The sequence below is a fragment of the Burkholderia mycopellens genome (genome assembly GCF_964265025.1).
Taxonomy (GTDB): Bacteria; Pseudomonadota; Gammaproteobacteria; order Burkholderiales; family Burkholderiaceae; genus Burkholderia.
This window is the reverse complement of the sequence record NZ_OZ183804.1, coordinates 384,287-409,376: the sequence shown is the minus strand read 5'-3', so window position 1 is coordinate 409,376 and position 25,090 is coordinate 384,287. Positions and strand designations below refer to the sequence as shown.

Annotated in this window: 21 protein-coding genes and 3 pseudogenes; 10 read left to right on the top strand and 14 right to left on the bottom strand. The window is 59.9% G+C overall.

The genetic code is table 11. The features are described from left to right. Nucleotides 1-107 precede the first annotated feature (107 nt). Together uvrA and ACPTTC_RS35640 are read right to left on the bottom strand one after the other, a co-directional pair. Nucleotides 108-2,822 (bottom strand): annotated as a pseudogene (uvrA, locus tag ACPTTC_RS35645) (excinuclease ABC subunit UvrA); the annotation flags it as partial. A 579-nt stretch (nt 2,823-3,401) separates the two neighbouring features. Beyond that, complete coding sequence (locus tag ACPTTC_RS35640; RefSeq protein ID WP_423396013.1) at nt 3,402-3,923, bottom strand: GNAT family N-acetyltransferase; 522 nt, start codon at nt 3,921-3,923, stop codon at nt 3,402-3,404. A gap of 327 nt (nt 3,924-4,250) precedes the next feature. On the opposite strand from ACPTTC_RS35640, the gene ACPTTC_RS35635 reads away from it, so the two are divergent. After that, nucleotides 4,251-4,877, top strand: coding sequence for a GNAT family N-acetyltransferase (locus tag ACPTTC_RS35635; protein ID WP_423396012.1), 627 nt, complete (start codon nt 4,251-4,253; stop codon nt 4,875-4,877). Between the two features lie 277 nt (nt 4,878-5,154). On the opposite strand, the gene ACPTTC_RS35630 is transcribed toward ACPTTC_RS35635, so the two are convergent. Continuing rightward, a complete protein-coding gene (locus tag ACPTTC_RS35630; protein WP_423396011.1) occupies nt 5,155-5,664 on the bottom strand; it encodes a hypothetical protein in 510 nt (169 codons plus the stop codon). A gap of 398 nt (nt 5,665-6,062) precedes the next feature. Between ACPTTC_RS35630 and ACPTTC_RS35625 the strand changes: the two are divergent. Beyond that, nucleotides 6,063-6,200: pseudogene (locus ACPTTC_RS35625) on the top strand (IS30 family transposase); the annotation flags it as partial. On the opposite strand, the gene ACPTTC_RS35620 reads toward ACPTTC_RS35625, so the two are convergent. Beyond that, entirely contained in the window at nt 6,154-6,501 is a 348-nt protein-coding gene (locus ACPTTC_RS35620; RefSeq protein WP_423396567.1) for an MFS transporter, read from the bottom strand. The pseudogene ACPTTC_RS35625 and the gene ACPTTC_RS35620 sit on opposite strands and share 47 nt — an antisense overlap. A gap of 781 nt (nt 6,502-7,282) precedes the next feature. Between ACPTTC_RS35620 and ACPTTC_RS35615 the strand changes: the two genes are divergently transcribed. The 4 genes from ACPTTC_RS35615 (at nt 7,283) to ACPTTC_RS35600 (ending at nt 13,109) form a co-directional block, all read left to right on the top strand. Next, nucleotides 7,283-10,180 (top strand): type VI secretion system Vgr family protein, encoded by a 2,898-nt coding sequence (locus ACPTTC_RS35615; RefSeq protein ID WP_423396010.1) that lies wholly within the window; start codon nt 7,283-7,285, stop codon nt 10,178-10,180. Nucleotides 10,181-10,222: 42 nt separating this feature from the next. Then, the gene (locus tag ACPTTC_RS35610; protein ID WP_423396009.1) at nt 10,223-11,749 is read left to right on the top strand and encodes an N-acetylmuramidase family protein; all 1,527 of its coding nucleotides are present in this window, start codon (nt 10,223-10,225) and stop codon (nt 11,747-11,749) included. A 28-nt stretch (nt 11,750-11,777) separates the two neighbouring features. Then, a complete protein-coding gene (locus tag ACPTTC_RS35605) occupies nt 11,778-12,461 on the top strand; it encodes a hypothetical protein (RefSeq protein ID WP_423396008.1) in 684 nt (227 codons plus the stop codon). Between the two features lie 339 nt (nt 12,462-12,800). Further along, nucleotides 12,801-13,109, top strand: coding sequence for a hypothetical protein (locus ACPTTC_RS35600; protein WP_423396593.1), 309 nt, complete (start codon nt 12,801-12,803; stop codon nt 13,107-13,109). 65 nt (nt 13,110-13,174) lie between these two features. Here the strand turns inward: ACPTTC_RS35600 and ACPTTC_RS35595 are convergent. After that, nucleotides 13,175-13,544: pseudogene (locus ACPTTC_RS35595) on the bottom strand (transposase family protein); the annotation flags it as partial. Nucleotides 13,545-14,200: 656 nt separating this feature from the next. Between ACPTTC_RS35595 and ACPTTC_RS35590 the strand changes: the two are divergent. Then, nucleotides 14,201-14,386, top strand: a complete 186-nt coding sequence (locus tag ACPTTC_RS35590; RefSeq protein ID WP_423396007.1) for a hypothetical protein — start codon at nt 14,201-14,203, stop codon at nt 14,384-14,386. A 70-nt stretch (nt 14,387-14,456) separates the two neighbouring features. Here ACPTTC_RS35590 and ACPTTC_RS35585 read toward each other — a convergent pair whose 3' ends face one another. Further along, nucleotides 14,457-15,380: a LysR family transcriptional regulator gene (locus ACPTTC_RS35585; RefSeq protein WP_423396006.1), complete on the bottom strand. Its 924-nt coding sequence runs from the start codon at nt 15,378-15,380 to the stop codon at nt 14,457-14,459. Between the two features lie 106 nt (nt 15,381-15,486). On the opposite strand from ACPTTC_RS35585, the gene ACPTTC_RS35580 reads away from it, so the two are divergent. Genes ACPTTC_RS35580 through ACPTTC_RS35570 form a run of 3 tightly spaced genes read left to right on the top strand, consistent with a single transcriptional unit; the run spans nt 15,487 to nt 17,626 of the window. After that, on the top strand, nt 15,487-16,221 hold the full coding sequence (locus ACPTTC_RS35580) for an SDR family NAD(P)-dependent oxidoreductase (RefSeq protein WP_423396005.1): 735 nt from the start codon (nt 15,487-15,489) through the stop codon (nt 16,219-16,221). A gap of 13 nt (nt 16,222-16,234) precedes the next feature. After that, nucleotides 16,235-17,002: an SDR family NAD(P)-dependent oxidoreductase gene (locus ACPTTC_RS35575; protein WP_423396004.1), complete on the top strand. Its 768-nt coding sequence runs from the start codon at nt 16,235-16,237 to the stop codon at nt 17,000-17,002. A gap of 27 nt (nt 17,003-17,029) precedes the next feature. Continuing rightward, a complete protein-coding gene (locus tag ACPTTC_RS35570; RefSeq protein ID WP_423396003.1) occupies nt 17,030-17,626 on the top strand; it encodes an NADPH-dependent F420 reductase in 597 nt (198 codons plus the stop codon). Nucleotides 17,627-18,022: 396 nt separating this feature from the next. Here the strand turns inward: ACPTTC_RS35570 and ACPTTC_RS35565 are convergent, their stop codons facing one another. From ACPTTC_RS35565 to ctaD, 8 genes are all read right to left on the bottom strand, one after another. Next, complete coding sequence (locus ACPTTC_RS35565) at nt 18,023-18,433, bottom strand: hypothetical protein (protein ID WP_423396002.1); 411 nt, start codon at nt 18,431-18,433, stop codon at nt 18,023-18,025. Between the two features lie 249 nt (nt 18,434-18,682). After that, on the bottom strand, nt 18,683-19,120 hold the full coding sequence (locus tag ACPTTC_RS35560; protein ID WP_423396001.1) for a hypothetical protein: 438 nt from the start codon (nt 19,118-19,120) through the stop codon (nt 18,683-18,685). 151 nt (nt 19,121-19,271) lie between these two features. Next, nucleotides 19,272-20,678: an AAA family ATPase gene (locus tag ACPTTC_RS35555; RefSeq protein ID WP_423396000.1), complete on the bottom strand. Its 1,407-nt coding sequence runs from the start codon at nt 20,676-20,678 to the stop codon at nt 19,272-19,274. A 510-nt stretch (nt 20,679-21,188) separates the two neighbouring features. Next, nucleotides 21,189-21,509 (bottom strand): high-potential iron-sulfur protein, encoded by a 321-nt coding sequence (locus ACPTTC_RS35550; protein WP_423395999.1) that lies wholly within the window; start codon nt 21,507-21,509, stop codon nt 21,189-21,191. Nucleotides 21,510-21,625: 116 nt separating this feature from the next. After that, a complete protein-coding gene (locus ACPTTC_RS35545; RefSeq protein ID WP_423395998.1) occupies nt 21,626-21,967 on the bottom strand; it encodes a cytochrome C oxidase subunit IV family protein in 342 nt (113 codons plus the stop codon). 8 nt (nt 21,968-21,975) lie between these two features. Then, nucleotides 21,976-22,695, bottom strand: a complete 720-nt coding sequence (locus ACPTTC_RS35540; RefSeq protein ID WP_423395997.1) for a heme-copper oxidase subunit III family protein — start codon at nt 22,693-22,695, stop codon at nt 21,976-21,978. Next, nucleotides 22,692-23,303 carry a cytochrome c oxidase subunit 3 gene (locus ACPTTC_RS35535; RefSeq protein WP_423395996.1) on the bottom strand — a complete coding sequence of 204 codons (612 nt, stop codon included), beginning with the start codon at nt 23,301-23,303 and terminating at the stop codon, nt 22,692-22,694. The genes ACPTTC_RS35540 and ACPTTC_RS35535 overlap by 4 nt, the downstream gene beginning before the upstream one ends. Beyond that, on the bottom strand, nt 23,300-25,060 hold the full coding sequence (ctaD, locus tag ACPTTC_RS35530) for a cytochrome c oxidase subunit I (RefSeq protein WP_423395995.1): 1,761 nt from the start codon (nt 25,058-25,060) through the stop codon (nt 23,300-23,302). Before ctaD ends, ACPTTC_RS35535 begins: the two co-directional genes overlap by 4 nt. Between the last annotated feature and the right edge of the window lie 30 nt (nt 25,061-25,090).

Sequence of the window (25,090 nt, the reverse complement as noted above, 5' to 3'; positions counted from 1 at the left end):
GCAGCATAACCGGCGTGGAAACAGGCGTAAACCGATGTGTTTTCGGCGGGTGCACTTTACTGCACCAATGCCGCCGTAACCTGTTGATTTTGTTGCATAAGCGCTACATCGAACATGAACAGCTTCGCCCGCGCGATGCGCGCCTCTTCCGTGACGACCCGGCGCCCGTTGACGGCTGCCGCCGATTCGGCGAGGAAGCCGGCCAGCTTCAGGCGCTGCGCTTCGCCGCCCGACAGCGTCGGCACCGGCTGGCCGAGCTTCACGTATTCGAGGCCGACGTCGACGATCGGCTGCAGCACGCGCAGCACCTCGGCGTCAGCCGCGAAGAACGCGGCCGCTTCGCTGACCGTGAGGTCGAGCACGTCGGCGATGCTCAGCGCGCGGCCGTTGCGCTCGATGCGCACTTCGAGAATCTCGGCGCGGTAGCGGCTGCCGTCGCAGTCCGGGCAACGCAGGTAGACGTCGCTCAGGAACTGCATCTCGATGTGCTCGAAGCCCGAGCCGCCGCAGGTCGGGCAACGGCCGTCGCCCGAGTTGAAGCTGAACGTGCCGGCACCGTACCCGCGTTGCAGCGCGAGCGGCGCCTTCGCGAACAGCTTGCGGATCTCGTCGAACGCGCCGACGTAGCTCGCCGGGTTCGAACGCGTGGTCTTGCCGATCGGCGACTGGTCGACGAACACGACGTCGCCGACCTGGTCGGCGCCCGTGAGGCCGCGGTACGCGCCCGGCGACTCGGTCGCCTTGCCGTGGTGCCGTGCCATCGCCGGATAGAGCACGTCCTGCAGCAGCGTGGACTTGCCGGACCCCGACACGCCCGTCACGCAGACGAGCCGCTGCAGCGGAATCTCGACCGTCACGTCGCGCAGGTTGTGTTCGTTCGCGCCTTCGAGCACGATGCGCGGCGTGTTCGCATCGACCACCCGGCGCGCCCAGTTCGACGCGTGCGCGACGTGCTTGCGGCCGCCGAGATATTCGCCCGTCAGCGTGTGCGCCGACCGGATGTCGCCCGGCGTGCCGTCGTAGACGATCGTGCCGCCGCGCTCGCCCGGGCCGGGCCCCATGTCGATCAGCCGGTCGGCCGCGAGCATCACCGACGGATCGTGTTCGACCACGACCAGCGTATTGCCCGCGTCGCGCAGCCGCTGCATCGCCTCGACGATCCGCGTGAGATCGCGCGGATGCAGCCCGATGCTCGGCTCGTCGAGCACGAACAGGGTTTTCGTGAGCGACGTGCCGAGTGCCGTCGTCAGGTTGATCCGCTGCACCTCGCCGCCCGACAGCGTGCGGCTCTGCCGGTCGAGCGTCAGGTAGCCGAGCCCCACGTCGCACAGGTATTTCAGGCGTGTGCGCACCTCGGCGAGCAGCAGCTTCAGCGCGTCGTCGAGCAGCGCGCTCGGCAGCGAGATTTCATCGAAGAAGCGACGGATGCGCTCGATCGGCAGCAGCATCAGGTCGTGCACGGTCAGGCCCGGCAGCGCTTCGAGCTGCGCGCGGCTCCAGTCGACGCCGCGCGGCATGAAACGGCCGGCGGGCGCGAGCACGCCGTCGGCGTTTTCCTTCGAGCCGAGCCGCCATTGCAGCGATTCCGTCTTCAGGCGCGCGCCGCCGCACACGTCACACGGCGTGTAGCTGCGATATTTCGACAGCAGCACGCGGATATGCATCTTGTACGCTTTCGACTCGAGATAGCCGAAGAAGCGCTTCACGCCGTACCACTGGCTCTGCCACTTGCCGTTCCAGTCCGGCGACCCGTTGACGACCCAGTCGCGCTCGGCGTCCGACAGCTCGGCCCACGGCGTGTCGCGCGGAATGCCGGCTTTCGCCGCGTAGCGCATCAGGTCGTCCTGGCACTCCTTCCAGGCGGGGGTTTGCATCGGCTTGATCGCGCCGCCACGCAGCGTCTTGCGCGCGTCGGGGATCACGAGGCCGAGATCGACGCCGATCACGCGGCCGAAGCCGCGGCAGGTTTCGCACGCGCCGTACGCCGAATTGAACGAGAACAGCGCCGCCTGCGGCTCCGCGTAGCGCAGGTCGCTGTCGGGATCGTGGAGCCCGGTGGAGAAGCGCCACACCTGCGGCTCGGCGGCCGCGCCATCCGGGCTTTCCGGCTCCGCCGCGAGCACGTATACGTTCACGCGCCCGCCGCCGCGCTTCAGCGACGCCTCGATCGCCTCGACGACGCGCACCTTGTCGGCGCCCTGCACGCGGAAGCGGTCGGCCACCACGTCGAGCACCTTGCGCGGCCCGGTGGGCGACGCGACCTCGCGCTGCGCCTGCACGCGCGTATAGCCGCTCGCCGACAGCCACTGCGCGATTTCTTCATCGGACACCGCCTCCGGCAACTCGACCGGGAACGTGACGACGACGCGCGGATCGTCCGCCTGGGTGCGCGCGACGAGATCCGCGTAGATCGTCTCCGGCGTGTCGTGCCGCACCTGCCGCGCGGTCTTGCGGTCGAACAGCTCGGCCGCGCGCGCGTACAGCAGCTTCAGGTGATCGTTCAGCTCGGTCATCGTGCCGACGGTCGAGCGCGAACTACGGACCGGGTTGGTCTGGTCGATCGCGATCGCGGGCGGCACGCCGTCGACGCGCTCGACCTGCGGGCGATCCATCCGGTCGAGAAACTGCCGCGCGTACGCGCTGAACGTCTCGACGTAGCGCCGCTGCCCTTCCGCGTACAGCGTGTCGAACACGAGACTCGACTTGCCGGAGCCCGACGGACCGGTGACGACCGTCATCTCGCCGGTGCGCAGGTCGAGATCAAGATTCTTGAGGTTGTGCTGACGCGCTCCGCGAATGCGGATCAGATTGCTGGATGACAATTTGCCTGCCCGTCTGAATGAGTTAGCCAGATTTCACGGTGCCGGAACGCTGCGGCGGATGCCCGCAGGCGCGGCGCACGAGCCGCAAGGTTGTACCCGTGCGGCTCGATTTCGACGGACACTATACTGTATATTCATACAGTTTTCCATGACGACCCTGGGGGCGTCATGGGCAGGCGGCCGGCTATCGGGATTCACTTCACCTGGAACGCTGTTCGCTGAAGCTGGACCCCGGTCTGGACATGGCACCTGCCCCGATGCGTTCGTGGCCCGCCATCCTTGGTCGGAGCGATTGAGACCCGATTCAAGGCGGCCGTCGAGATGGGGAGGACCGGGAACGGCCAAGTCCAGCCATGTCGACACGTTCGACATCGAGGCAGCGCCTCCGCCGGCGGCATTTTTAAATATCCGCTGCAACGCTTCCTCCGTCTTTCCCCTGGCGCCTGACGAAGTTCGTTTCGATACCGTCATTTTCGACGATTCGTGCAGTGCAGTCGAATGACCGGTTGAATCCGCAACCGACTGACGGCGATAACGAACAGTCGCGAGGTATCGAACTCAATGGGACAACGATCTGCCTTAGATGGATATTGCGGCCGGTAGCGCACGCTCCATCACGATTGCTTGGGCGGCGAAATCCATCGCTGGTTTGCGAAGCAACTCAACGAAGCCTTCGCGTTTCCAGAATTCGAACGCTCTCGGATTGGTATCGATGACTGCAATGCGTAATGCGCGACATTGCCAGCCCATTCCGATTGCTTCGGCGAGCCGCAAAACCTGCGGGCCCAAGCCCCGTCCCTGCGAACTCTCCCGGAATAACAGCAAGCCGATGAAAGCGATGTCGACCTCTGGATAGCCCCGCACCATTTCCATACATCCAACCGCCTCGACATCCTGAGAGATTTCGTAGACGAATTTGTCCGAGTGGCTTTTGCCGGGCGGTAGCGCATCGAGTACCTCGATGGCGGCGTTCGGAGGGGGCAGCCTGCCTTCCACGGCCAGACTATAGCCTGGCGCACCTTCGAGCACAGCTTGCAGACGTTCCACGTCGTTCGACGACTGGCGGTCGATTAGGCGTAGCGTAGGCGTGGACATGGTCATGGCGGTTCGGGCGAGAATCTGCGATGCCGATTGTGGACGATCAGGGCGTCGAAGTCGAAGGGCCGCTTCTGGCAGCCGCCGCCGGTCGTGGTCTCACGCAACTGGCCGAACGGCGAACTTCGAGCGGTCCCGTACGGCCCGCAGGTAAACTTGGGCTGCCAAAGCAACTTTTCCCGGTCACATGAGCACGCAATCCGCAGCAGCATCTGCAACCGTCACTCCAATGATGCAGCAGTACCTGCGCCTTATCTGACACGGCTTCACGGCAAAAACTACGCTTCAGGTTACGCCGATTGATTCAACGAGCGCCTACTGCCCGAACCGAACATGCACGATGCAAAACTCTCGGTAGCACCATTGCCGCATCAGTCTTTTGAATCGGCGCTGGCTTTGCTAGAGGCAGCGTTTGAGCAAGACCCGACCCTTGCCTGGTGCCTGTTCGCTGAAAACAGGGGATTCGACGAGCGCCGCACAAACTATCTAAGAAGCTATTTGAGGTATCACCACGATGCACTCATGCCTGCTTTGGGCGCGTGGCGAAACGGTGACCTCGTTGCCGTGAGCTACTTTGCGCCGGCATCCTGCGCCGAATCCCCCGACAACCTAGCCGAGCTGGGACATCAGATTGCAAGCGGCTGCGGTGAACTATCGTTGGCAAGGATCGATCTGCTTCGCGAGAGTTCCGCCTCGAACTCGCCAGGTTCGAATTCAAGCTGGATCGAGTTCATCGGTGTGTCCCCGATGCTGCAAGGCGAAGGGATCGGATCGACGCTCCTGAATGCAACGTTGGCCCATCTTCGCGAGATCGAACCATCCGGGACGATTTCCTTGGAAACCGCGGAGTCGCGCAATATTCCCTTCTATATACGCCATGGATTTGCGATCACGGAACGCATTGAACGTCGGGGACTGACGCAATATCGTCTATCAATCAACCAGCCCCCCCCTGCTTAGAACGGGCTCCGTGATGCCGATCACCGAAACACGGCCCTGTCCGGGAGCCATTGTCGTACTTATCGAACGCCTGCTTCCGACTGCTGGTCACGCAACTAGCCGAACAACGAACTTCGCGCGGTCGCGTTCGAGTGGCTGGTAAACTCGGGCAGCCAAAGCAACTTTTCCGGGTCACATGAGCATGCAACCCACCGCAGCACCTGCAACCGTCACTCCAACGATGCCGCAGTACCTGCGTCTGATCTGACAGGGTCGCCGGATAAATCTACGCCAAAACTTACGCTCGACCACCAATACCTGTTGGCATATCTCGGACGTACGGGGCTACGAAGTCGGCATCGAAAGTGCCCCTCCATGAACGCACGCTCATCGAGGTGGTGTAGAAATACTCATAATTTGCGCGTGGAATTTCGTCCGCAGGAACCGCAACGCTTGAAAAAACCCCGTCTCGTATGGTTGCGTCCCCCGTGCAAATGTATGAGACCACGGCAAGTTGTTCGTTGAGTATCCTCCGAATGAATTCAACCGCACCGGCGGCTTCGTCAGCATTACCCAGCATGGAGAAAAAATGCCGATGGGTTGTTGCGTAGAAAACCGTCACCTCGTCGTTGTACAAGGACGAAACCTCCAAGGGGCCACCTTTCGATGCCGCGAGCGCAGGCACCCGAACATTGAAGTAGTTCTCACCAGCGTTGGCGACGATAGACAACTGGCTCCTCCAGTTCGGGAAGACCGATAGAAGGTCTCCCGCCATTTGGCGAGAGAAAGGCTCAAGCAATTCGATCATGGCGGCTCCCGTAGCTTGACGGATAGCAATGATAGACCGCCGCTGGAATGAATCGCGGCACTCCGCGAGTGCTGTTGACGAGAGCACTTCTCGTGATTGGGTGCGGGATCAATTAGTCAACGTGGAAAGCTAGACCGCGCGCCCCGCGCTTGCAGCCGATAGGTTCCGATCGCAATCGTGGATAACTAGCCGAACGGCGAACTTCGCGCGGTCGCGTTCGAGCGACTCGTAAACTCGCGCTGCCCAAGCAACTTTTCCCGGCCACATGAGCATGCAACCCACCGCAGCACCTGCAACCGTCACTCCAATGAGACGGCAGTACCTGCGCCTTATCTGACAAGGCTCCGCGCACAAACCTACGCCAAGACCTACGTTCCCCCTTTTGAGGATCGTCCGCCAAGCTAAACGGAGGTATGCAGAATGATCGGGCGCACAATGTTGACGAACTTGCTTGGGAAAGAACCCGTCGCCCCCAAGTCTGCAAGCTCGTCAGAAACCGAGAACTCGCCCAGGTCGTGGCAAGCAAGCTCCAGTGGCCGTCGAGTTGAACATGGCCGCGCCCAGGCCGGCGAGCAGCCGGCTTGCCAGCACGATCCCGATGCGCGACGCCATCGCAGTAATGACATCGGCAAGCATGAAGATCACGATGCCGGTAAGCAGCAGCCGCTTGCTCGGCCAGTACGCGGCTGTGGCGGCGATGACGGGCGAGCGCACCGCAAAACTCAACGCGTAAAGCGTAACCATTTTCCCGGCCAGTGCGACGGGCACGCCGAACGAGGCAGACACCCGGGGCAGTACACCGACAACAACGTAACTGTCGGTGCCGATAGAGAACATGCCGCTGGCAAGAACGAGAAGGCGTTTGTCCATGGGGAACTCTGGCGCGATCCGAACCACAGGTGTGGCATGGATCGCGTTTATATTACTTTCGTGGAGAAACTTTCTTTGGATGGACTCTCGAACTTCACGCGCCGAAGCGAAATGGCGGCTTGGTTCAAGTAGGCTCCGCCCTCTTGATCACAGGTATTGCAGAAAGCGCCGCCAATGCAATGCCGTGATTTTGTTCTCTCGGGCCACGCGTAGTACTTGACCGCCTCCCACCGAAGTCGCATTTCGTACGGCATGAATGGACGTTTAGCCTAACGACTCGTAATAGTTGACTCCCCATTGCTGCAACCGACAGTTGTGGCTCTTGCTGACGCGGACGCCAAACACAGACCACACGGTTTTGGGCAAGCAGCACAAGCCGCTCGGCCTCGATGCGATCGGAATGCATGCTGACAATCGAAGACACTTAATGAGCGGGCTCCTTGCCCATACCGAGAAATGGCTACGACGACGGAAATCCGGCAAGACTGTTACACACTTTTGAGCCCCCAACGGCACGTCGACCACATCAACCCGGAAACCTTTCTGCTTCATTACATTTAATGTAAAGAATTCTCAACAATTCCTCCTTCCGGCTCTAGATCAAACATCAATCATCGTTAGAAACCGGGTCTCGGCTACCCCTCCATTCAATTTTCGATAGAATCGCGCGAGCGACTCTTCGTCGCATTGGCTGACCGCCGCCGGCGTTGCATCTTTGGCGGTCGAACCTGAGAGACAAGGAACAAAAATGGTTCTTCCACCCGTCGATCCCGCCGGATCGCAGGCAACCACGCTCTACGAGTCGATACATCGGGGCTTGATGCAGCACGAGCGACTGCTCATGTTCCGCTCCCAATTGGGCGCGCAGACCCTTATCCCCGTGCGAGCGAAGGGGTGGTCTAGAGTCGGGCGGGGCTATCGCTGGGTGGTCGACGTCGTATCGCTGCGCGACGATATCGACAATCTTGAGCTCGAGCACCAGCCAGTCACGCTGTTTGTCCAGCAGACCTCAACGCCCCTTGTCGAATCCACTTATCGGCCAATTCATGGCTTCGTCCATAAATTCCATACGCTCGGGCAAGATGGAAATCTGACCGTTTACCAAATTGAGTTCGAGTCGGCGCTGTTCTTTCTTGGCAAGGCGAGCAAGAACGACCAGTGGTTCAACAAAAGCGCGCAGGACATTCTCTCTGAATTACTGACCGCTTACCCGCAACTTGCCGGGCGCGTTCGCTTTGCCCTGGCGGATGAACCACGCGTGCGAACTTACACACGCCAGAGTGAATCGGACCTGAACTTCTTCCATCGAATTCTCGAGGACGAAGGCTGGTACTTTTATTTTGAACATGCACCCGTCCAGTATGAAGACGATCCGCGTGTGTCGACACTCGTTATTGTCGACCGGCTTTCTGCCCTACCAGAAGCGAAACCGATCGAATTTTGCAACGCCTCAATTGGCATCGAGGTAGACGGCTTTACGCAATGGGCAGTGACGCAGACCGCCCAAAGCCTCGCCTACGCGACGACCTCCTTCAATTACAAGAATCCGCAACAGAATTACTCTGTGCGCAGCGACCTTGGCGACAGCGCAATCACGTATGTGACCGAAGAGCGACGTCAGCAAGTGAAGCGCGAAGTCCCGTATGCGCCGATGATCGTTCGCGAAGCACTGTCGTATGCCTATCCGACCTCGGACGACGGGCGACGACGCGCTTCCAATCGCACTCAGGCCTGGACTTCTGCCGCTCGCCGATACATCGGGCTCGGGGGCGTGCGGTGGCTCGATGCTGGTTCGCGTTTCACCCTCGAACATCATACGCGGCACATAACCGTCGATCCGAACCTTCGGGAGTTCATGGCCGTCGAGGTTGAGTGGTTCATTGAAAACAATGTGCCGCTATCCAATCACGCCGCCACGTATCCGCTGAGTTTGCAGAGCACATTGTCGGACTTGCGCCGGGAGCACGGCAGTCAGTTCGGCTCGCGGGCCAATCCCCTCGACGGCCTGGCCGGCGTCTACCTGGTGAAAGTGGAATCGCAGCGCACCAACGTCGAGTATCGCAGTCCGCACGAGCACAAGAAGCCGCTGATGCATGCCGAGCATGCACTCGTAAGCGGTCCCGATAACGAAGAAGCATGGGCAGACGAGCGCAATCGCATCTTCGTGGTCTATCCGTGGGACCAGCGCAGCGGAACTGACCTCACGCAAACATCGCCGCCGCTGCTGGTGATGCAGGCCGACACCGGATACGGATACGGTGGTGTGCATGTGCCGCGAAAAAGCGAGTGGGTGCTGGTCGACTATTTCCAAGGTGATTGCGATCGGCCGTATGTACTAGGACGTCTGCCCTCCCAGACAACGCCACCCCAGTGGCATACCAACGTGCTGCTGTCCGGCCTCATGTCGAATGGCTTCGGCAAGAGCGGCGCATACAATGCGTTTGTCCACGACGATTCGACGCATCAAGGTGCTACGCGACTGACCACTTACACGGGTAAGGTCGGAAACAGCTACAGCCTGTATCACCAAGGATTCCTGATCGACCATGCGGGCAATAACAATGCTCGAGGCCGATACCTCGGTAAAGGCACCTTGCTGCATACCGATGATTATCTCGGTATGCGGGCGAATCGCGGCGCCTATATCGGAACGTATTCGAAGGCCCACAACGATGATCAGCTCGACGTCAAGGAAGCGCAGGGCCAATTGATCGGCGCGGAGAGCATTGTTGAGACGCTTTCGAACGTCGGAATCCAGCACCACGCAGACAGCCTGAAAGAGAGCCACGATTCACTCAAGCTGTTCACCGATGCCACTCAGCAGTCTGAGACACCGGAAGCTGGCGGCGGCCGCACGGCCGGGGGCGGGACAGGTAGCGCGAATGCGTTCAAGAAGGCAATTTTGCTGCTCGCTAGCCCGTTCGGCATCGGGACGTCTACGCAAGACTCGCTGCACATGACGGCAGATCGCCATATCAATCTGGTCAGCGGCCTGAACACGCATATCGGATCCGCAGGAGCATTCCTCGTCAATGCCGCCAAGGCGATTGGCATGTTCTCGCAGACGGCGATCAGACTGTTCACCAAGGGACCCGTGCAGATCCAGTCCCATGACGCAAATGTTGAGGTGATCGCTAAAGCCGTACTCAAACTGTTGGCGCAGGGCGACATCGAGATCGCAGCGGGGGGAAAGCTGGTGCTCACAGCGGGTGGCGCTTCGATCACACTTGAAGGTGGCAATATCCGCGGGCACGCCCCCGGATCCATCGAGTTCAAAGGTGCGCAGCATTCGTTCAGTGGGCCGGCGAGCATGCGCTACGCGATGCCAGCCCTACCCGTCAGTACGCTGGTGCAAAACCCCGCGCATGAGTACACGCAGATCTTTGACGTTTCCTCCGTGATCGCCAATCTCGGGCTGGGCCAAAGTCTAGAAGCACAGACGTACCGCATCTATATGCCGGACGGCACGACGATCCAGCAGCAGGGCGGACTACTCGAGGGGGCCACAGCGACCGTTCGCACGCCTGGACCTACGAAAGTTAAGTGCGAAGTAGGTGGGGGGGACTGGAGCACTCTGGAGGCCGCTTTCGATTATGAAGCGCCGAGTGGCGCTGACGAATTGTCCGGCCTGCCGCATGTCAGTTAATGGCGTCAGGACGGCCAGATTCGAATCTCATCAGGAGCACATGTGGCAACCGATCACACTCAGGATGTCGCGCCGAAAGCAGGCGTGACAGTAATGTTTTTGTTTCAGGACGTGATGCACACGCCCATCGAGGGCCTGTCAGTTCAATTCAAAGCCGGCACTGGTACACCGCCGGCACCGCCCTGGGTGACTGGACCTGATCCGACGAAGGTACAAGAGCCGCCCCCAGCTGCCGCGCCGAGCGCGGCGGCCGCAGCACCTGGCGGGTCGTCCGCCTCAGCTTCCTCTCCAGCGGCGGCGTCTGCCCCGTCGGCCGCATCGACCACGGCGACTGCCGGGCAGGCGGCATCAGGCGGTAAAGCGGCAGCACCGCCCCCCGCCTCAAAACCCGCGGCGCCGCCCCCTCCTCCTCCGCCCATTTCGGATAACACTCTTGAGGCGACGAGCGACAAGGACGGTTATGCAGTGACGATCACCAATGCGATTCGCAATCAACCAATCGACGTGTTTGTTAAAAATCGACGTGGGGAGTACGCGTGGAAAGCGAAGATTGTACCGAAGAAGGATATCAACGCCTTCACCATTATTAGCCCTGAGTTTCACCTTGAGGCGACGACGAAGCCGACTCCAAAAGACGATTTCGAACAAGAATTGAATCTCCCTGTTGTCAAACAAGGCGAGGTTATGACTTTTGATCGCTTACTGAATGAATTTGGCCCATACATTACATTTTCTCAGAAAGTAACCGAGCAAGGCCTGCTGAAGAAGGATTTTCCGACGAAGAATAAGGAAGTGACCGTCGACGCCAAAACACACAAGAAAAAGACGAAAACCACCATCGAGCACCATTATAAGGTAGTGGTGAACGGGAAGCCGCGAACAGTTGTGCTCAACGTACTTGGCTCGAGACTGAACTATCCCCAAACCTTGGATATTAGTGACGAGAAGTACAAGCAGGTAGCCAAAGACCTGTCGTGTGAGGTAGCAGCAATTAAAGCAGTTGCGATGACCGAGAGTCACGGCGCTGGATTTTGCGCGAACGGTCTGCCGAAAATTCGTTATGAACGGCACATGTTTATGAGGGCTAGCCTACCGAAGGAAAAGCGATTTGAGGTCCCATCTCTTTTGAGGAAGGAGAAAAATCCATTTCCGAAATACCCAAATCTCTGCTTCCCAGACCAAGGCGACTACCAGAACGGTGAAAAAGACGATAGTGGGTGGGCGTCTTTGGAAGATGAGCAGATCATGTATCAATACGAGCGACTCTTTCGCGCGTGTGCGCTCAATCGGGATTATGCGATCATGGCGTGTTCGTGGGGCGCTTTCCAGATCATGGGGATATTTTGGGAAGAGATGGGATATGCGAGCCCAGTAGAACTGGCCAACCTTGCTATGCAAGGAATTGATGGCCAGCTCGATATTTTTGTTGCGTACTGCAAGATGAATAAAAATGCGATAACTGCACTCAAGGATAAAAATTGGACCAATTTTGCAAAGGCATACAACGGCAATAGCGCCCCTCCCTCTTACGCTGTATCAATGGGTAATTTTTACAATGAATTTAAGTAAATCATTTAGACTATTGATAACCCTAGGGGTGCTGACACTGGCGCCCGATGCTTCTTTTTCCGGAACCCTTACCATCTATAACGATCTTAATTTTGTGACCTATAAGTCGGGAGCGGATATTTATGGATACTACAACGCGCATGAGGATCAATTTTCATGCAGCTTCATGTTTTTTGCGAATTCGAACGTTGTAAGAAATCACGACTATGAAGGCGTTACCGCCCTTAAGAGCAAGACTTTTTATATTTCGGCGTACAAGCGGCCAGGTGACGGCTCGTTTTCGTATAAAAACAGAGATCCCGATGCGAGTATTGATGGCGTATTGTATATAGGTGAAGGGGCAGTCGGGCTAACGACAGACTCTCCACAGGGGGGATGTCTAAGCGTTGCAGGTATATTTACCGCTAAGCCCGGTACGCGTGGGGCGGAGCAGTTTGAACCTACCACCGAACTTGAAGCGATTGGGATTGCGGTCGTTTCCCATAAGACATTTTTCCATAAAATACCGGGACAGGGGAAAGAAGCAAAATATCTCGTCCCTGGAGATTGGGTCGCGGTGCTAGCCAAGAGGGGAGCGTATTCAAATGTTCGGTATGTTAACCCAAACATGATGATTGAGAGTACGGATTCCAAGAAAGTCACAACCGGCTGGGTCCGGAATATCGATATTTCAAATCCTTTCCCTAGTTCACTGAAAAATGAGCTGCAGTAGTGAAGAGGGCGCCAGCCTCCGGCTGGTGCTAGCGTCGCAAACCGTGTTGTATATCGAGGTCTGAACAGGTATCCCATGCGCTCACGCCGTATTGTGCTACTGATCCTACTTGCGTCACTTGCATGTCTTTCCGGGTGCGCGGCATTGCATATTTGCGGACCGTTCGACAGTTACGAGGAAGGAATTGGAAGGTACGTTGACTGGCAGGCCGATACTTTGGCGGCCTACCATCTGGGGGTATCGCAGGCAAAGGATCAGTGCAGGGATGAACTGCAAGAGCGATGCGTAGCGAGCTATGTTGAAATCTGCCAGGAACGCACGGACGAGCGTTTCAGGAACATGAGCAAAGCAGATGCTGATCACGTCTGCGCCCGCGTCGATCCGTTTGTCCAAGAGCCTGGCATGACCTGCGAAAAGTTCCGTCAACGCGCCATCGCGGCCGGAACATGGAAGCCGTCCGAATTGCCTTGGGTAGATGCGTGCCTGAGCTGCAGCTACATACCCAATGAGAAGCATCGCAATCCATTCATCCCGCTTTCTGACGACCGGATGTTCGATGCGTGCATGGTCAACAAGGGCTTCAAGCTAGTCACCAAAACAAGCCGCGGAACATGCGAGTCCCATGGAATTTTGAACGGCGTCTTGTAACATGGATCCGGCACTCCGACATCGTGAAGGCCCACAAAAGACGATCTGCGGTATCGTGCCAGGCGGCCGTAGTCGTAACAGGCCGATTCCAGCAGCTTCTCGCAGGCCTTGGCGAATCGCTCAGTCACGCGCTGGTAGCGGCCCGGCCACGCCAGCTTCTCCAGCCGCGGGCCGCCGCAGTTTTCGCACCAGACTCGGCGACGCGGAACGTGCAACATCACCCGGTATTCGAACAGCGGCAGGTCACGCACTCGGCGAACCGTCGTCTCGTGGATCTGCTGGCAGCGCGCCCCGCATTGTTCGCAGTACGTCACCTTGCTGACCGGCTTCAGATACAGCGAGAGCGTGTGGCTTTCTCCTTCCGGCCATTCCCCCCCGCTCTAACCGATAGCCTGTCCAGCAACCCAGCGCTTGAAGTACCTTTCGATCGAGCAATTCCTCCTCCTGACCTCCTAAAGTCAGGCGTCAGGATACGCAATCGCCCTCAAACCCTCCACGGTTTCCTGCGAAGAACCCCAAAAGGTGGGAGGCAGTTGGCGGGGTGCCGTAACGATGCGCTGTCGCCCAATTGACGTATTTATTCTCCAGCTACCAGGCGCGCGTGATACTTCGCGATCTCCGCGCGGCGGCGCTTTTCCTCGGCGGTCACGTCCACGATTTTCCCTGTCTTCATCCTTTCTGCACTGCGCAAGCTGCTTTTGCACGAGAAAGAAGATCACTCTCCGCCGTAACCGCGTGCTCCCATTGCAGCGAAGATAGAACGGAGCCCCTCGTGCCCGACCAAGAAATCGGTCAACGCGACTCTGGCGACTTTCCCACTACCCGGTTCCTCGTGAATCGCACGTGTAGTGCAAACGCACGGTGCCGCAGACTCTGAGGAAAACGTCGATTCTGGTAAATTTCTCGCAGTACGTCGCCTATCTCGTCGTCAACATCAAGACCTTGTTCCAACCAACCGATCGCAAGGTCACACCAATATGGCGTTGGCCATCGTAGTCCAGCCAAGACAACTTCGCGAGCAGAATCGATGCTCGACGAGAATGCATCCAAGGGGTGTTCAAGCGGTTTGACTGTCGAGGGCGATTTCATTTGTGTCGATCCTCGTCGGCGGCGAATGGATCAAGACCTTTAGCTGGAACAGGGGCCGCGCAAGTTTCAATGCGCCTAGGAATCTATCCGCAGTCGATCCAACGATGGCGGCGGCCATGCACCTGGCGGTGGCGCTTTCCGCCGTCGTCCGGGGCGATGAAGGCGAGCTCTACCCTCTTGCCGGCTGAACGGGTGCTGTCCATCAACACCGTGACCGCCCCATCAGCGACAACTGCAATTCCTGAAATCGCCCGCACATTACGTCGACTTCACTCTCCCCACCCTCTGCGAAGGGCACTTGCCAAGAAGCTCGACCAGCCGTGTCTCGCATCCGGAGAACGCGTACCCGCGCCGCTGCGAGATCATGAACGTCAGGGGGTGCATGTGCCATCCGCGCCGTTTGAGCTCGACGAGCGTTCCCTTCGCGAGGTCCGCCTCGACCATATGGCGCGGCATGTGTCCCCAGCACAAGCTCCCCCTGAGCAGGTCGTGCTTCGCGCCGAGGTCGTTCACCCACCACTGGCGTTCACTGGCGACCCCTTGCTGGGTCTTTTCCGCATCGGGCTGGTTGTCGGTGACGACGAGCTGGATGTGCCGGCCGAATTCTTCCCGCGGGATCGGCTGCGCCATGGCGGCCAGCGGATGCGACGGCCCGCATACGGTCACCATCTGTGCATCCCATAAATGATGTCGTTCGATGGTGCCCGGGCTCAGCTCGGGCACGTCCGTGATCGTCACCGCCAATCCGCACGTGCCCTGCAGAACCAGGTGCTCGCCGCCCTGCATGGTCGTCATGCGCAGATTGATCGCAATCGTTGGAAACTCCGCCTGCAGCGTGCGCAGGCATTCGATCAGGTGCGCACGCGAAAAATAGGTGTCCACGGCGATCGAGACCTGCGGGACGCCGGTTTCAGCAATCGCGACCGCACGCATCTTCATTTCCTCGGTGCGTGAGATCACCCCGCGCGCATCGGGCAGGAGGCTGCGGCCTGCGGCCGTCAGCGTCGCCTTGCGCGTGTTGCGCTCGAACAGCACGACGTCGAAGGCGCTTTCGAGCGCGCCGATCGCGTGACTGATCGCCGACTGCGCTCGCCTCAGTTCCCTTGCCGCTCCGGAAAAGCTTCCCTGGTCGCACACGGCGACGAACGCCCGAAGTTGGTTGATGGTGACGTTGTCCAGCATATCTATCTAGAAAGTAGATGGTACTTATAGATATTCAGTCAATTGGCTTCATGAATCAAGCGCGCCAGAATCAGGTTCGTCACTTTTGTCTCGAAGGATGCACGACATGAACAGACTGAACGGAAAGACCGCCGTGATCACCGGTGGCGCAACCGGCATCGGCCGCGCCGCGGCAAAGCGCTTCATCGAGGAAGGCGCGTTCGTCTTCCTCTTCGGCCGTCGGCAGGAAGCGCTCGATGCCGCGGTGGCCGACCTTGGGCCCCATGCCCGCGCGGTGAAGGGATCTGTCTCCGATTCGACCGATCTCGACCGGCTCTACGCGGCAGTGAAGGCGGAGCGCGGGACCCTCGACATCGTCTTCGCCAATGCGGGGACGGGAAGCCCGCTTCCGCTCGGCGAGATCACCGCCGAGCACATCGACGACATCTTCGACACCAATGTGAAAGGGACGATCTTCACGGTCCAGCAGGCGCTGCCGCTGATGGGCGCGGGCGGTTCGATCATCCTGACCGGGTCGAGCGCCGGGACCACGGGAGCGCCCGGATTCACGGCTTACAGCGCAAGCAAGGCCGCCGTGCGCAACCTCGCCCGGACGTGGGCGGAGGACCTGAAGGGCACCGGCATCCGGGTCAACGTGCTGTCGCCCGGGGCGACAGCAACCGAACTGGCCAAGGAGGCGCTGGGCGAAGAAGGCCAGCGGGCCTACGGCGCGCTGACGCCGCTCCAGCGTATGGCCGATCCGGCGGAGATCGCGGCGGCGGCCGCCTTTCTTGCGTCGTTGGACAGCAGCTTCATGACCGCCAGCGAGGTCGCCGTCGACGGCGGCCTGGCACAACTCTAAGGAGAAGGACAACATGACCCAATCGCTAAAGGGCAAGACCGCGCTCGTGACCGGCGCATCACGGGGCATCGGCCGCGCGATCGCCGAACGTCTGGCCAGGGACGGCGCGACAGTCGCACTGACCTACAACGCCAGCCGATCGGGCGCGGACGAGACGGTCGCGGCCATCGAGAAAGCGGGAGGCGCCGCGTTTGCGATCCATGCGGATCTCGTCGCCCCGGCGAGCGTCCCGGCCTTGTTCGAAAGACTCGACGACGAATTCACCCGACGGCACGGCAGCAAAAACCTCGACATTCTCGTTAACAACGCCGGCAATTCCGGCTGGCTTGGCTTCAAGGACGCGACGCCGGAGAGCTGGGACACCCTGATGGCGGTCTACGCCCGCGCGCCCTTCTTCATCATTCAAGCCGCGCTCGATCGCCTCGCCGACGGCGGACGCATCGTCAACATCTCTTCCGCTGCCGCCACGAAGCCCGTTACGGCGGCGCCCGTCTACTCGATGGCGAAAGCGGCGATCAACACGCTGACCCATGTGCTCGCCATCGAGCTGGGGCCGCGCGGCATCACCGCGAACGCCGTCGCGCCGGGCTTCACGCGAACGGATGCGAACGCCGCCCTTCGGGAGAACCCCGAACTCGTTAAGGCGCTCGAGGCGCAAATCGCGCTGGGCCGCGTTGGCGAGCCTTCGGAAATCGCCGATGTCGTGGCGTTTCTGGCTTCCGATGAAGGCCATTGGGTGACCGGCCAGACGATCGAGGCGAGCGGCGGCTACAAGCTCTGAGCCCACCGCGAAACGAAGGAGAAACACATGCGTTACGCAATCATCGGCTTCGGCAAGATCGGCCGCGCGCTTGCCAGGGCGTTCGCCCGCCAGGGCATCGAAGTGGCCGTTGCAACCACACGCGATCCGGCAAGCTTTGCGGCCGATGCCGCCGCGATCGGGCCAACGATCGTCCCCACCACCCTTGCGGAAGCGGTCAAGGCGGACATCCTCTTTCTGGCGGTTCGTTTCGAGTCGCACCCGGCGGTCGCCAAAGCACTGGCCGACTGGACCGGGAAGACGGTCATCGACGCGATGAACACGCAGGCCCCGCTTGACGAACTGGACGGCCTCCCGTCCTCGGCCTTCGTCGCGAAAGCGTTCGCCGGCGCGAGGCTGGTGAAAGGCTTCAACCATCTGGTCGCTGCCGTCCTCGACCAGGACCCGGCCGTCCACGGCGGCCGGCGCGTCGTGTTCCTGGCGAGCGACGATGACGGCGCCGCAGCGGAGGTCGGTGCGCTCGCGGAAAAACTCGGTTTCGCGCCGATCCAGCTTGGCGGGCTTTCGAAAGGCGGATGGCTGGTGCACGCGCGCGGAAAAAGCTGGGGACACCTGATCTTCAAGGACCTGATCAGGTTCGACTGATCGACCGCTACGATCCACCCGAAGGCCATCGGCCGATCGCTTGCGCGAACGACTTCAGATACTGCATGCCCGTGTCGCACATGATCGTCACGATCGTGGCGTCCGGGCCAAGCCGTTCGGCAAGTCGCAATGCGCCGGTTATGTTGGCGCCGGTCGGGCGCCCTGCACCACCGTCCGCTTCGCGCCGGCGGACGGCCGTCAGGACCGTCGAGGGACAATGACCGATGATCGTGGGCTACTGCCTGATGCGGTCGACCGTAGTCGCCCCCGAGCCGACGTTCACACATCTCGGAAGCGGACGCTCATGGGCGTATTTTCACTGCCCTCGAAGCGCATTACGCCTGATGATATCGCTAACGCCTGCGCCTACCGTGCAGCATCCGTTGGATGGGAGAATTAGCCCCCAGTCTTCCCGATGATCTGATCCCGGTATTCACGCCATTTCGCCAGCCCAGCGGCAGGGAACTCCGACTGGTCGAGGAAGCTTCCGTCGGTCAGGTCTATAGCTTGACAACTTATGCGTTCGCAAAGATTGAGAATTCCGACGACGACGGCATCGCTGGCTCGCACATGTAAGCCTAAGCTTTGTACTGGATCGTCTTTGCCCACATTGAACTCGATCGAGCCGAATTCATTGTCATAAATACCCCAGACAGGATCGCTCCAATCCGTTCCCGGAAAAACTTCTGACACTGCCGCTTGCACTTCGGAAAGCGAACCAAGAGAAAGTGGCTGTTCGTCGTGCGCAATCTCCTCTATGGTTTTGTATCGCCGAGTGAATTTGTAAAGCGAAACGTCCCAGCTCATATCAGGAGATCCTCTAACATTCGGGATTGTTGACCGATCTAGCGATGGAACTTGCAGCAAGTAGCAGTTCCGCGAGTGGCGTAGATTGTCGGCGATCTACGTCTTGATGTCGAACGGCTGCTCCTGGCCGGATGCCGCCCAATGCCGCCCCGCGCCGCTCGACGACACCTTCGTGCCCCCTTGCGGCCACCCGGTTTTCTCCTAAGCGGTCATTCCTGTTAGCGTACCAAACCGAATTTCGGGCCGTGATCATCCTTCGAGAAAAAACCGGTAGTGATAGTCGTCGATCAAAACGTCCGACTCCGGCTCTTCTCTTTCTCTTAAGTAGAACTCCCACTCCCGCTTTCTCGCCTTTCGTCGCTCTGGAGAATTAAGCCCATACATGCGTATGGTTTCGATTGCTCTGGCCTGCTCTTCCGCTGGGGCGCTAGGTAGCGCCTCAATGTCGCCAGTCCTGTAGTTCGCAACGAAGTAGCGTCCGAATGAATAACCATCTTCATCCGGCTTGAGCAGCCGTTCGTCAAAGCTTTCACGCTTTTCTGATTGGCACATGTCACAGCAAGGAAACAAGTTAGTCCAGGTGAACGCGAACTGAGCAAATGCCGACTTAGGTCGGAAGTGTTCAACTGTCGCTCGACTTTCAACTTTGAGTGGCCCGTCGCAGAATGCGCAATGGTCTGCGGTCATCCGAAGCAACGCGTCCCGGATGTGGCGATAACAATGTGGGCTACGCCAACTAAATCTGGCGTTAGGATCATCGCGACGCCGGGCAGCAAAGTCTTCATTCCAAGCGTGAGCGTTGGCCAGCAAACACGCAGGCTCATCATGCCTTTCAATCCTACGCAAGCCTTACCTCCACCCCGCTACGGCGAGAAATTTGACGTAACTCCGTCTCGACGATCGTTCGCGCTTCCTCACTACGCTCGGCAAGCCGCGTCGCGGCACCCAGAAGCTGATCCGAACTAGCGCGTTGTCGCAGGAATTGATCTCGCTCGGCATAGAACTCATCGAACATTCGCTCAGTTTCGACGTCAAACTCCTGCTCGATGCCAAATATCTCATCAAGAATCAAGCGATAACTCTTACCGGCTCCGGAAGGTAGCGGCTTTATTACCCTCTCGCGCTGCTTGCCACGCTCCGGCAACCGATATATCCACGCCTCGTCAACAGACCCCACGACGAAGGGAGAATGCGTTGACACGAATATTTGCGCGTTCGGAAGAAGTCGTTGAACGGCAGGTAAGATGCGGCGCTGCCAACGAGGATGTAAATGAACATCTACCTCGTCGAGGAACAGGAAAATGCGTTGGGAAAAGATATCGATGCTCCTATCCTCCCAGGGAATCGCCTCCAGCCTGATCGTCAGGTCGGCAATCCATGAAACGACAGATTTAAGTCCATCCGGCAAAGCATCAAAAGGGGTCTGCACACCGCCAACAACTACCGCGACTGCCAGCGGTGATCGAGTCACCTTGAATCGAACATCGAGATCGCAAATATCGCGAACCGCATCAGTAATGCGCGTTAGCGACAAATCATAGGCAGCAGCAGCAGCATCCTCACCGTCCGCTTTTGCCATTGCTGCCATTGCGCGATTGTTCGCTATCCACTGCACCATAATCTGAGGTCGTGCGGTGAAATCAAACGACAAGGCATTCTCTAGCGGAGCCACACTAACGTCTGCGATAGCACCGATAGATACTTGCGTTAGCGTTCTTTGACCTGAGTAGGCGAAGGCTGCAAATGGGAAAGTAGTAGCGGATAGGCCCGTCGCGTGGTTATACCCCGCGTGCAGTTGCTTATAGCTAGGAATATTTGTTATCTCATTATTCGTTGGGAAATCAGCTCGATCAATAGCGCCATATACCCCTTGCGAAACGTCGTTGTACCATAAGCTTACAGGGCCAAACTCAGACGAAAACGTATTTTGCTCGTCTGCCTTATCGCCCGCGTTCGGTCGCTGAGCGCCGTATTGTCCGTAGGACCTGCTGGACTTATAGGAAACGGTACTCGCCGTCGATAAATAGCGCCGCCGTACCAGCCCGGCACCGTTCATTCCATCAAAGATTCCGGCCAACGCATATAAAAGGGTGCTCTTCCCGCACCCATTTGGTCCGGTAAAAAGATGAACTTCAGCCTTACCGCTTCCATCCGGCTTGCTTGAGAAATCAATTCTAGTGTCGTCGAATACACCGACGCCTTTCAACACCAGTGACTCGATCCGTAAATCATTCACTTGGTTCATATGTTTGTTCCTGACTGAACGTTTGCCGTCACGATTGTATCGCCTGGTTACCACAACGGGATTGATTAGCTGGGACCATGATCGCACAATCAACGAAGAGCAAGTGACGTGCGTTGCAACAAAAATAGCCTTAAGTATTTGATTTTAATATAAAGACACGCCCTCGCGGGCCTGATGCCACGCCTTGAAACGGCGATAAATGTCGGGGACGTCCGAGCTGCTTCGATCGGCCATCGGGCAGGTTACGAAGCGAAGCGGCCAATGAAATGACGGCAGTCTGTGTTGCCCGAACGTCAACTATTGGCCGAACCGAGCCGGACGCCCCAACGTCCACCTCCCCCCCTGCATCAGGTTCGGCCCAGCCCCCGTGATCGATGGCTTCGGTTGCAACGCGTACGCCTGGTGACTGTCGGCCACCTGTCAGCGCAGCGCCGAGTTCCGAGTTCCGAATCGAATGGCGAAAATTCAGCGTGACGTGAATCTCGACATCGCCAGTTGCTCGCTCCCTGGCTACGCCTTTTTCGTATAAGTGCTGCACCACCCTTTCGCATTGACCAGCTTGCCGCCGAAAATCGCGCACGGCCCCGTCGTGGCGCCGGCCTTGCCCTGGAAGAACTGGCAATTCGCACAGGCCTCGCCCGCCCGGAATTTCGGGTACTTCGCATGGTCGACCCGGCTGGCGTCCGTCTTGTAGCCAAGCGCCTGGGCATTTGCATCGGTTTCCTGCACGACACCGGCACCGGCATCTGCCGCCACCGCGCGACGTCCAACGGCGAGCGCGGAGGCGAGAACGCTGGTGACTGCAATAAAACGTCGGCGTGAAAATTTCATGGGGGCCTCCTTTCAGGTTTGCGTGAACGGATGTCCGGGACGCGTCGTTCCCCAAAGACGCAATGCCGCCCGCTCCGACACGGCGCCCGTCGCCGGTGGATCACCCGGCGAACGCATCAGCGAAAGAACAGCGCCCGCATCCCGAACGTGTGATGCGCTTCCGCCGCCATCAGCACCATGAGTACCAGCAGGCACAGCGGCGGTATGAGGATCGCGTACACCAGCGCCAGACGCTCCCACATCATGTGCATGAAGATCGACACGATCAGCCCGGCCTTCGCGATCATCAGCACGACGATCAGCACCCAGCGCATCAGGCCCTGCACATTGAAGTAATCGACCAGGTACGAGAACGTGCTCAGCACGAACAGCAGGCCCCAGATCTTCAGGTAGAGGCCGATCGGATGCTGCTGGCCGCGCGCGGCGTCGGGTCGATCGGCGGGATCGGTATGCTCCATGGCCTGCCTCACCACAAATAGAACAGCGCGAAGATGAACACCCACACCAGGTCGACGAAGTGCCAGTACAGGCCGGCGATCTCGACGATCTGGAAGTTGCCGTGTTCGGTGAACCCCGGCTGCAGAATCTTGCGTGCGATCAGCAGCAGGTAGATCACGCCGCAGGTCACGTGGAAGCCGTGGAACCCGGTGATCGTGAAGAAGCACGCGCCAAACTGCGCCGCGCCCAGCGGGTTGCCCCACGGGCGGATCCCTTCACGGAAAATCAGGTTGCTCCATTCGAACGCCTGCAGCGACAGGAAGGTCGCGCCCAGCAGCGCGGTCGCCAGCAACAGCGCGGCGGCGGGCCTCGCGTTGCGCCGGTAGCCGAAGTTGACGGCCATCGCCATGGTGCCGCTGCTGCTGATCAGCGTGAACGTCATGATGGCAATCAGCAGCAAGGGCACTTCCACGCCGCCGACGCTGAGCCCGAACACTTTCGCGGTATCGGGCCACGGCGCCGTGGTCGACATGCGCACCGTCATGTAGCCGATCAGGAAGCTGCTGAAGACGAAGGTGTCCGACAGCAGGAAGATCCACATCATCGCCTTGCCCCACGGCACCCTGAAGGCTTCGCGGTCGGACGACCAGTCCGTGACGATGCCGCGCCAGCCGTCGGGCCGGGCATCGGCGGGCGGGGCCGCAGACGATTCGGCCGCGGATTCGGTGTGGACCGTGGGCGCGGTCATGGCGCGGCTCCATACACCGGCCCGCAGATGGCGACGACGATCCCGGGGGTCAGCCACCACATCGCCGCCAGCAGCACGAGCCAGACCGCGAGCAGGAAATGCCAGTAGAGCGCGCACAGCGCGATGGCGCGTTGAGCGCGGAACGGGTCGGCGCGCCGGAGCCGCGCGATCGTCACGCCCCACGCTGCCAGGCCGCCCAGTACATGCAGCCCGTGCAGGCCGGTGAGCAGGTAGAGGAAGCTGTTGGACGGATTGACGGCAACGGTCTGCCCGGCCGCCGACAGCACGCGCCACGCGGCCAGTTGCCCGATCACGAACACGGCCGCCAGCACGCCGCCGCCCACCAGCCACGCCGTGCGGTGCAGGGTCGGTTGCCGGGCACGCTGCATCGCGATGCTGGCCAGCGCGAGCGCGCCGGTGTTCCACCACAGCAGCGCCGGATGCGGGATCGGCTGCCAGTCGGATTCACGCATGCGCATCGCATAGGCGAGCAGCAGCAGCGCAAACAACATCGTCGCAACCGCCATGAACACGGCCAGGCCGGTGCGGCCCGCATTCGGCGAGCCGGGTGGCGCATCGGGCACGAAGGGGCGCGGCAGCGTGGTCATTTGTGCGCCTCGCCGGGGTGCAGTGCCGGATGGGTCGGTGCAGGTTCAGGCGCGGTCTCGGGCGGCTGGTTCTGCGGCACGAAGTCTTCCTGTTGCCCCGGCGGGCTGTATTCGTACGCCCAGCGATAGACGACGGGAAGCGTCGCGCCCCAGTTGCCGTGCGCGGGCGGCGTTTGCGGCGTCTGCCATTCGAGCGTGGTGGCCCGCCACGGATTGCCGCCGGCCCGCCGGCCGCGCACGAGGCTCCACGCGAGGTTGAACAGGAACAGCAACTGCGCCGCCGCGACGATCAGCGCGACGATCGTGATGAACGTGTTGAGCGTCTGCGCGGAATGCGGAATGAAGCTGTAGCCCTGATACGCGTAATACCGCCGCGGCATGCCGAGGATGCCGAGATAGTGCATCGGGAAGTAGATCGCATAGGTGCCGACGAAGGTGATCCAGAAGTGCGCGCGACCGAGCGTGTCGTCGAGCATGCGGCCCGTCACCTTCGGGTACCAGTGGTAGAGGCCGCCGAACACCACCAGGATCGGCGATACGGCCATCACCATATGGAAGTGCGCGACCACGAAGTACGTGTTCGACAGCGGGATGTCCACGCTCACGTTGCCGAGGTAGAGCCCGGTCAGCCCGCCGAGCACGAAGGTGCTGATGAAGCCGATGGCGAACAGCATCGGCACGGTCAGGTGGATATCGCCGCGCCACAGCGTCAGCACCCAGTTGTAGACCTTGAGGGCGGTCGGGACGGCGATGATGAGCGTGGTGGTGGCAAAGAAAAAGCCGAAGTACGGATTCATGCCGGCGATGAACATGTGGTGCGCCCAGACCACGAAGCTCAGCGCGCCGATGACGACGATGGCCCACACCATCATCCGGTAGCCGAAGATGCTCTTGCGCGCGTGCGTGCTGATGAGATCCGACGCGATGCCGAAGGCCGGCAGCGCGACGATGTAGACCTCCGGATGCCCGAAGAACCAGAACAGGTGCTGGAACAGCAGCGGGCTGCCGCCAGCGTGCTTGAGCGTCTGCCCCATCGACACCACGGCCGGAATGAAGAAGCTGGTGCCGAGCGTCCGGTCGAACAGCATCATCACCGCCGACACGAACAGCGCCGGAAACGCCAGCAGCGCCATGATGGTCGCGATGAAGATGCCCCACACCGTGAGCGGCATGCGCATCAGCGTCATGCCGCGCGTGCGTGCCTGCAGCGTGGTGGTCACGTAGTTCAGGCCACCCATCGTGGCCGCGACGATGAAGATCGCCAGCGACACGAGCATCAGCACGATGCCCCATTCCACGCCCGGCGTGCCCGGCAGGATGGCCTGCGGCGGATAGAGCGTCCAGCCGGCGCCGGTCGGCCCGCCCGGCACGAAGAAGCTCGACACCAGCACCAGCACGGCCAGCAGGTAGACCCAGTAGCTCAGCATGTTGAGAAACGGGAACACCATGTCGCGCGCACCGAGCATCAGCGGGATCAGGTAGTTGCCGAAGCCGCCGAGGAACAGCGCCGTCAGCAGGTAGATCACCATGATCATGCCGTGCATGGTGACGAACTGGTAGTAGTGGTTCGCGTCGATGAACGCGAACTTGCCCGGGAAGCCGAGCTGCAGCCGCATCAGGTCCGACAATACGAGGCCGACCAGGCCGATCGCGATGGCCGTCAGCGCGTACTGCACGGCGATGACCTTGTGGTCCTGGCTCCACACGTAGCGGGTCCAGAAGCTCTGCGAGACGTGGTCGGTGTGCGCATAGGTCATGGCGTCTGCTCCGTCTGCTCCGTCTGTTCC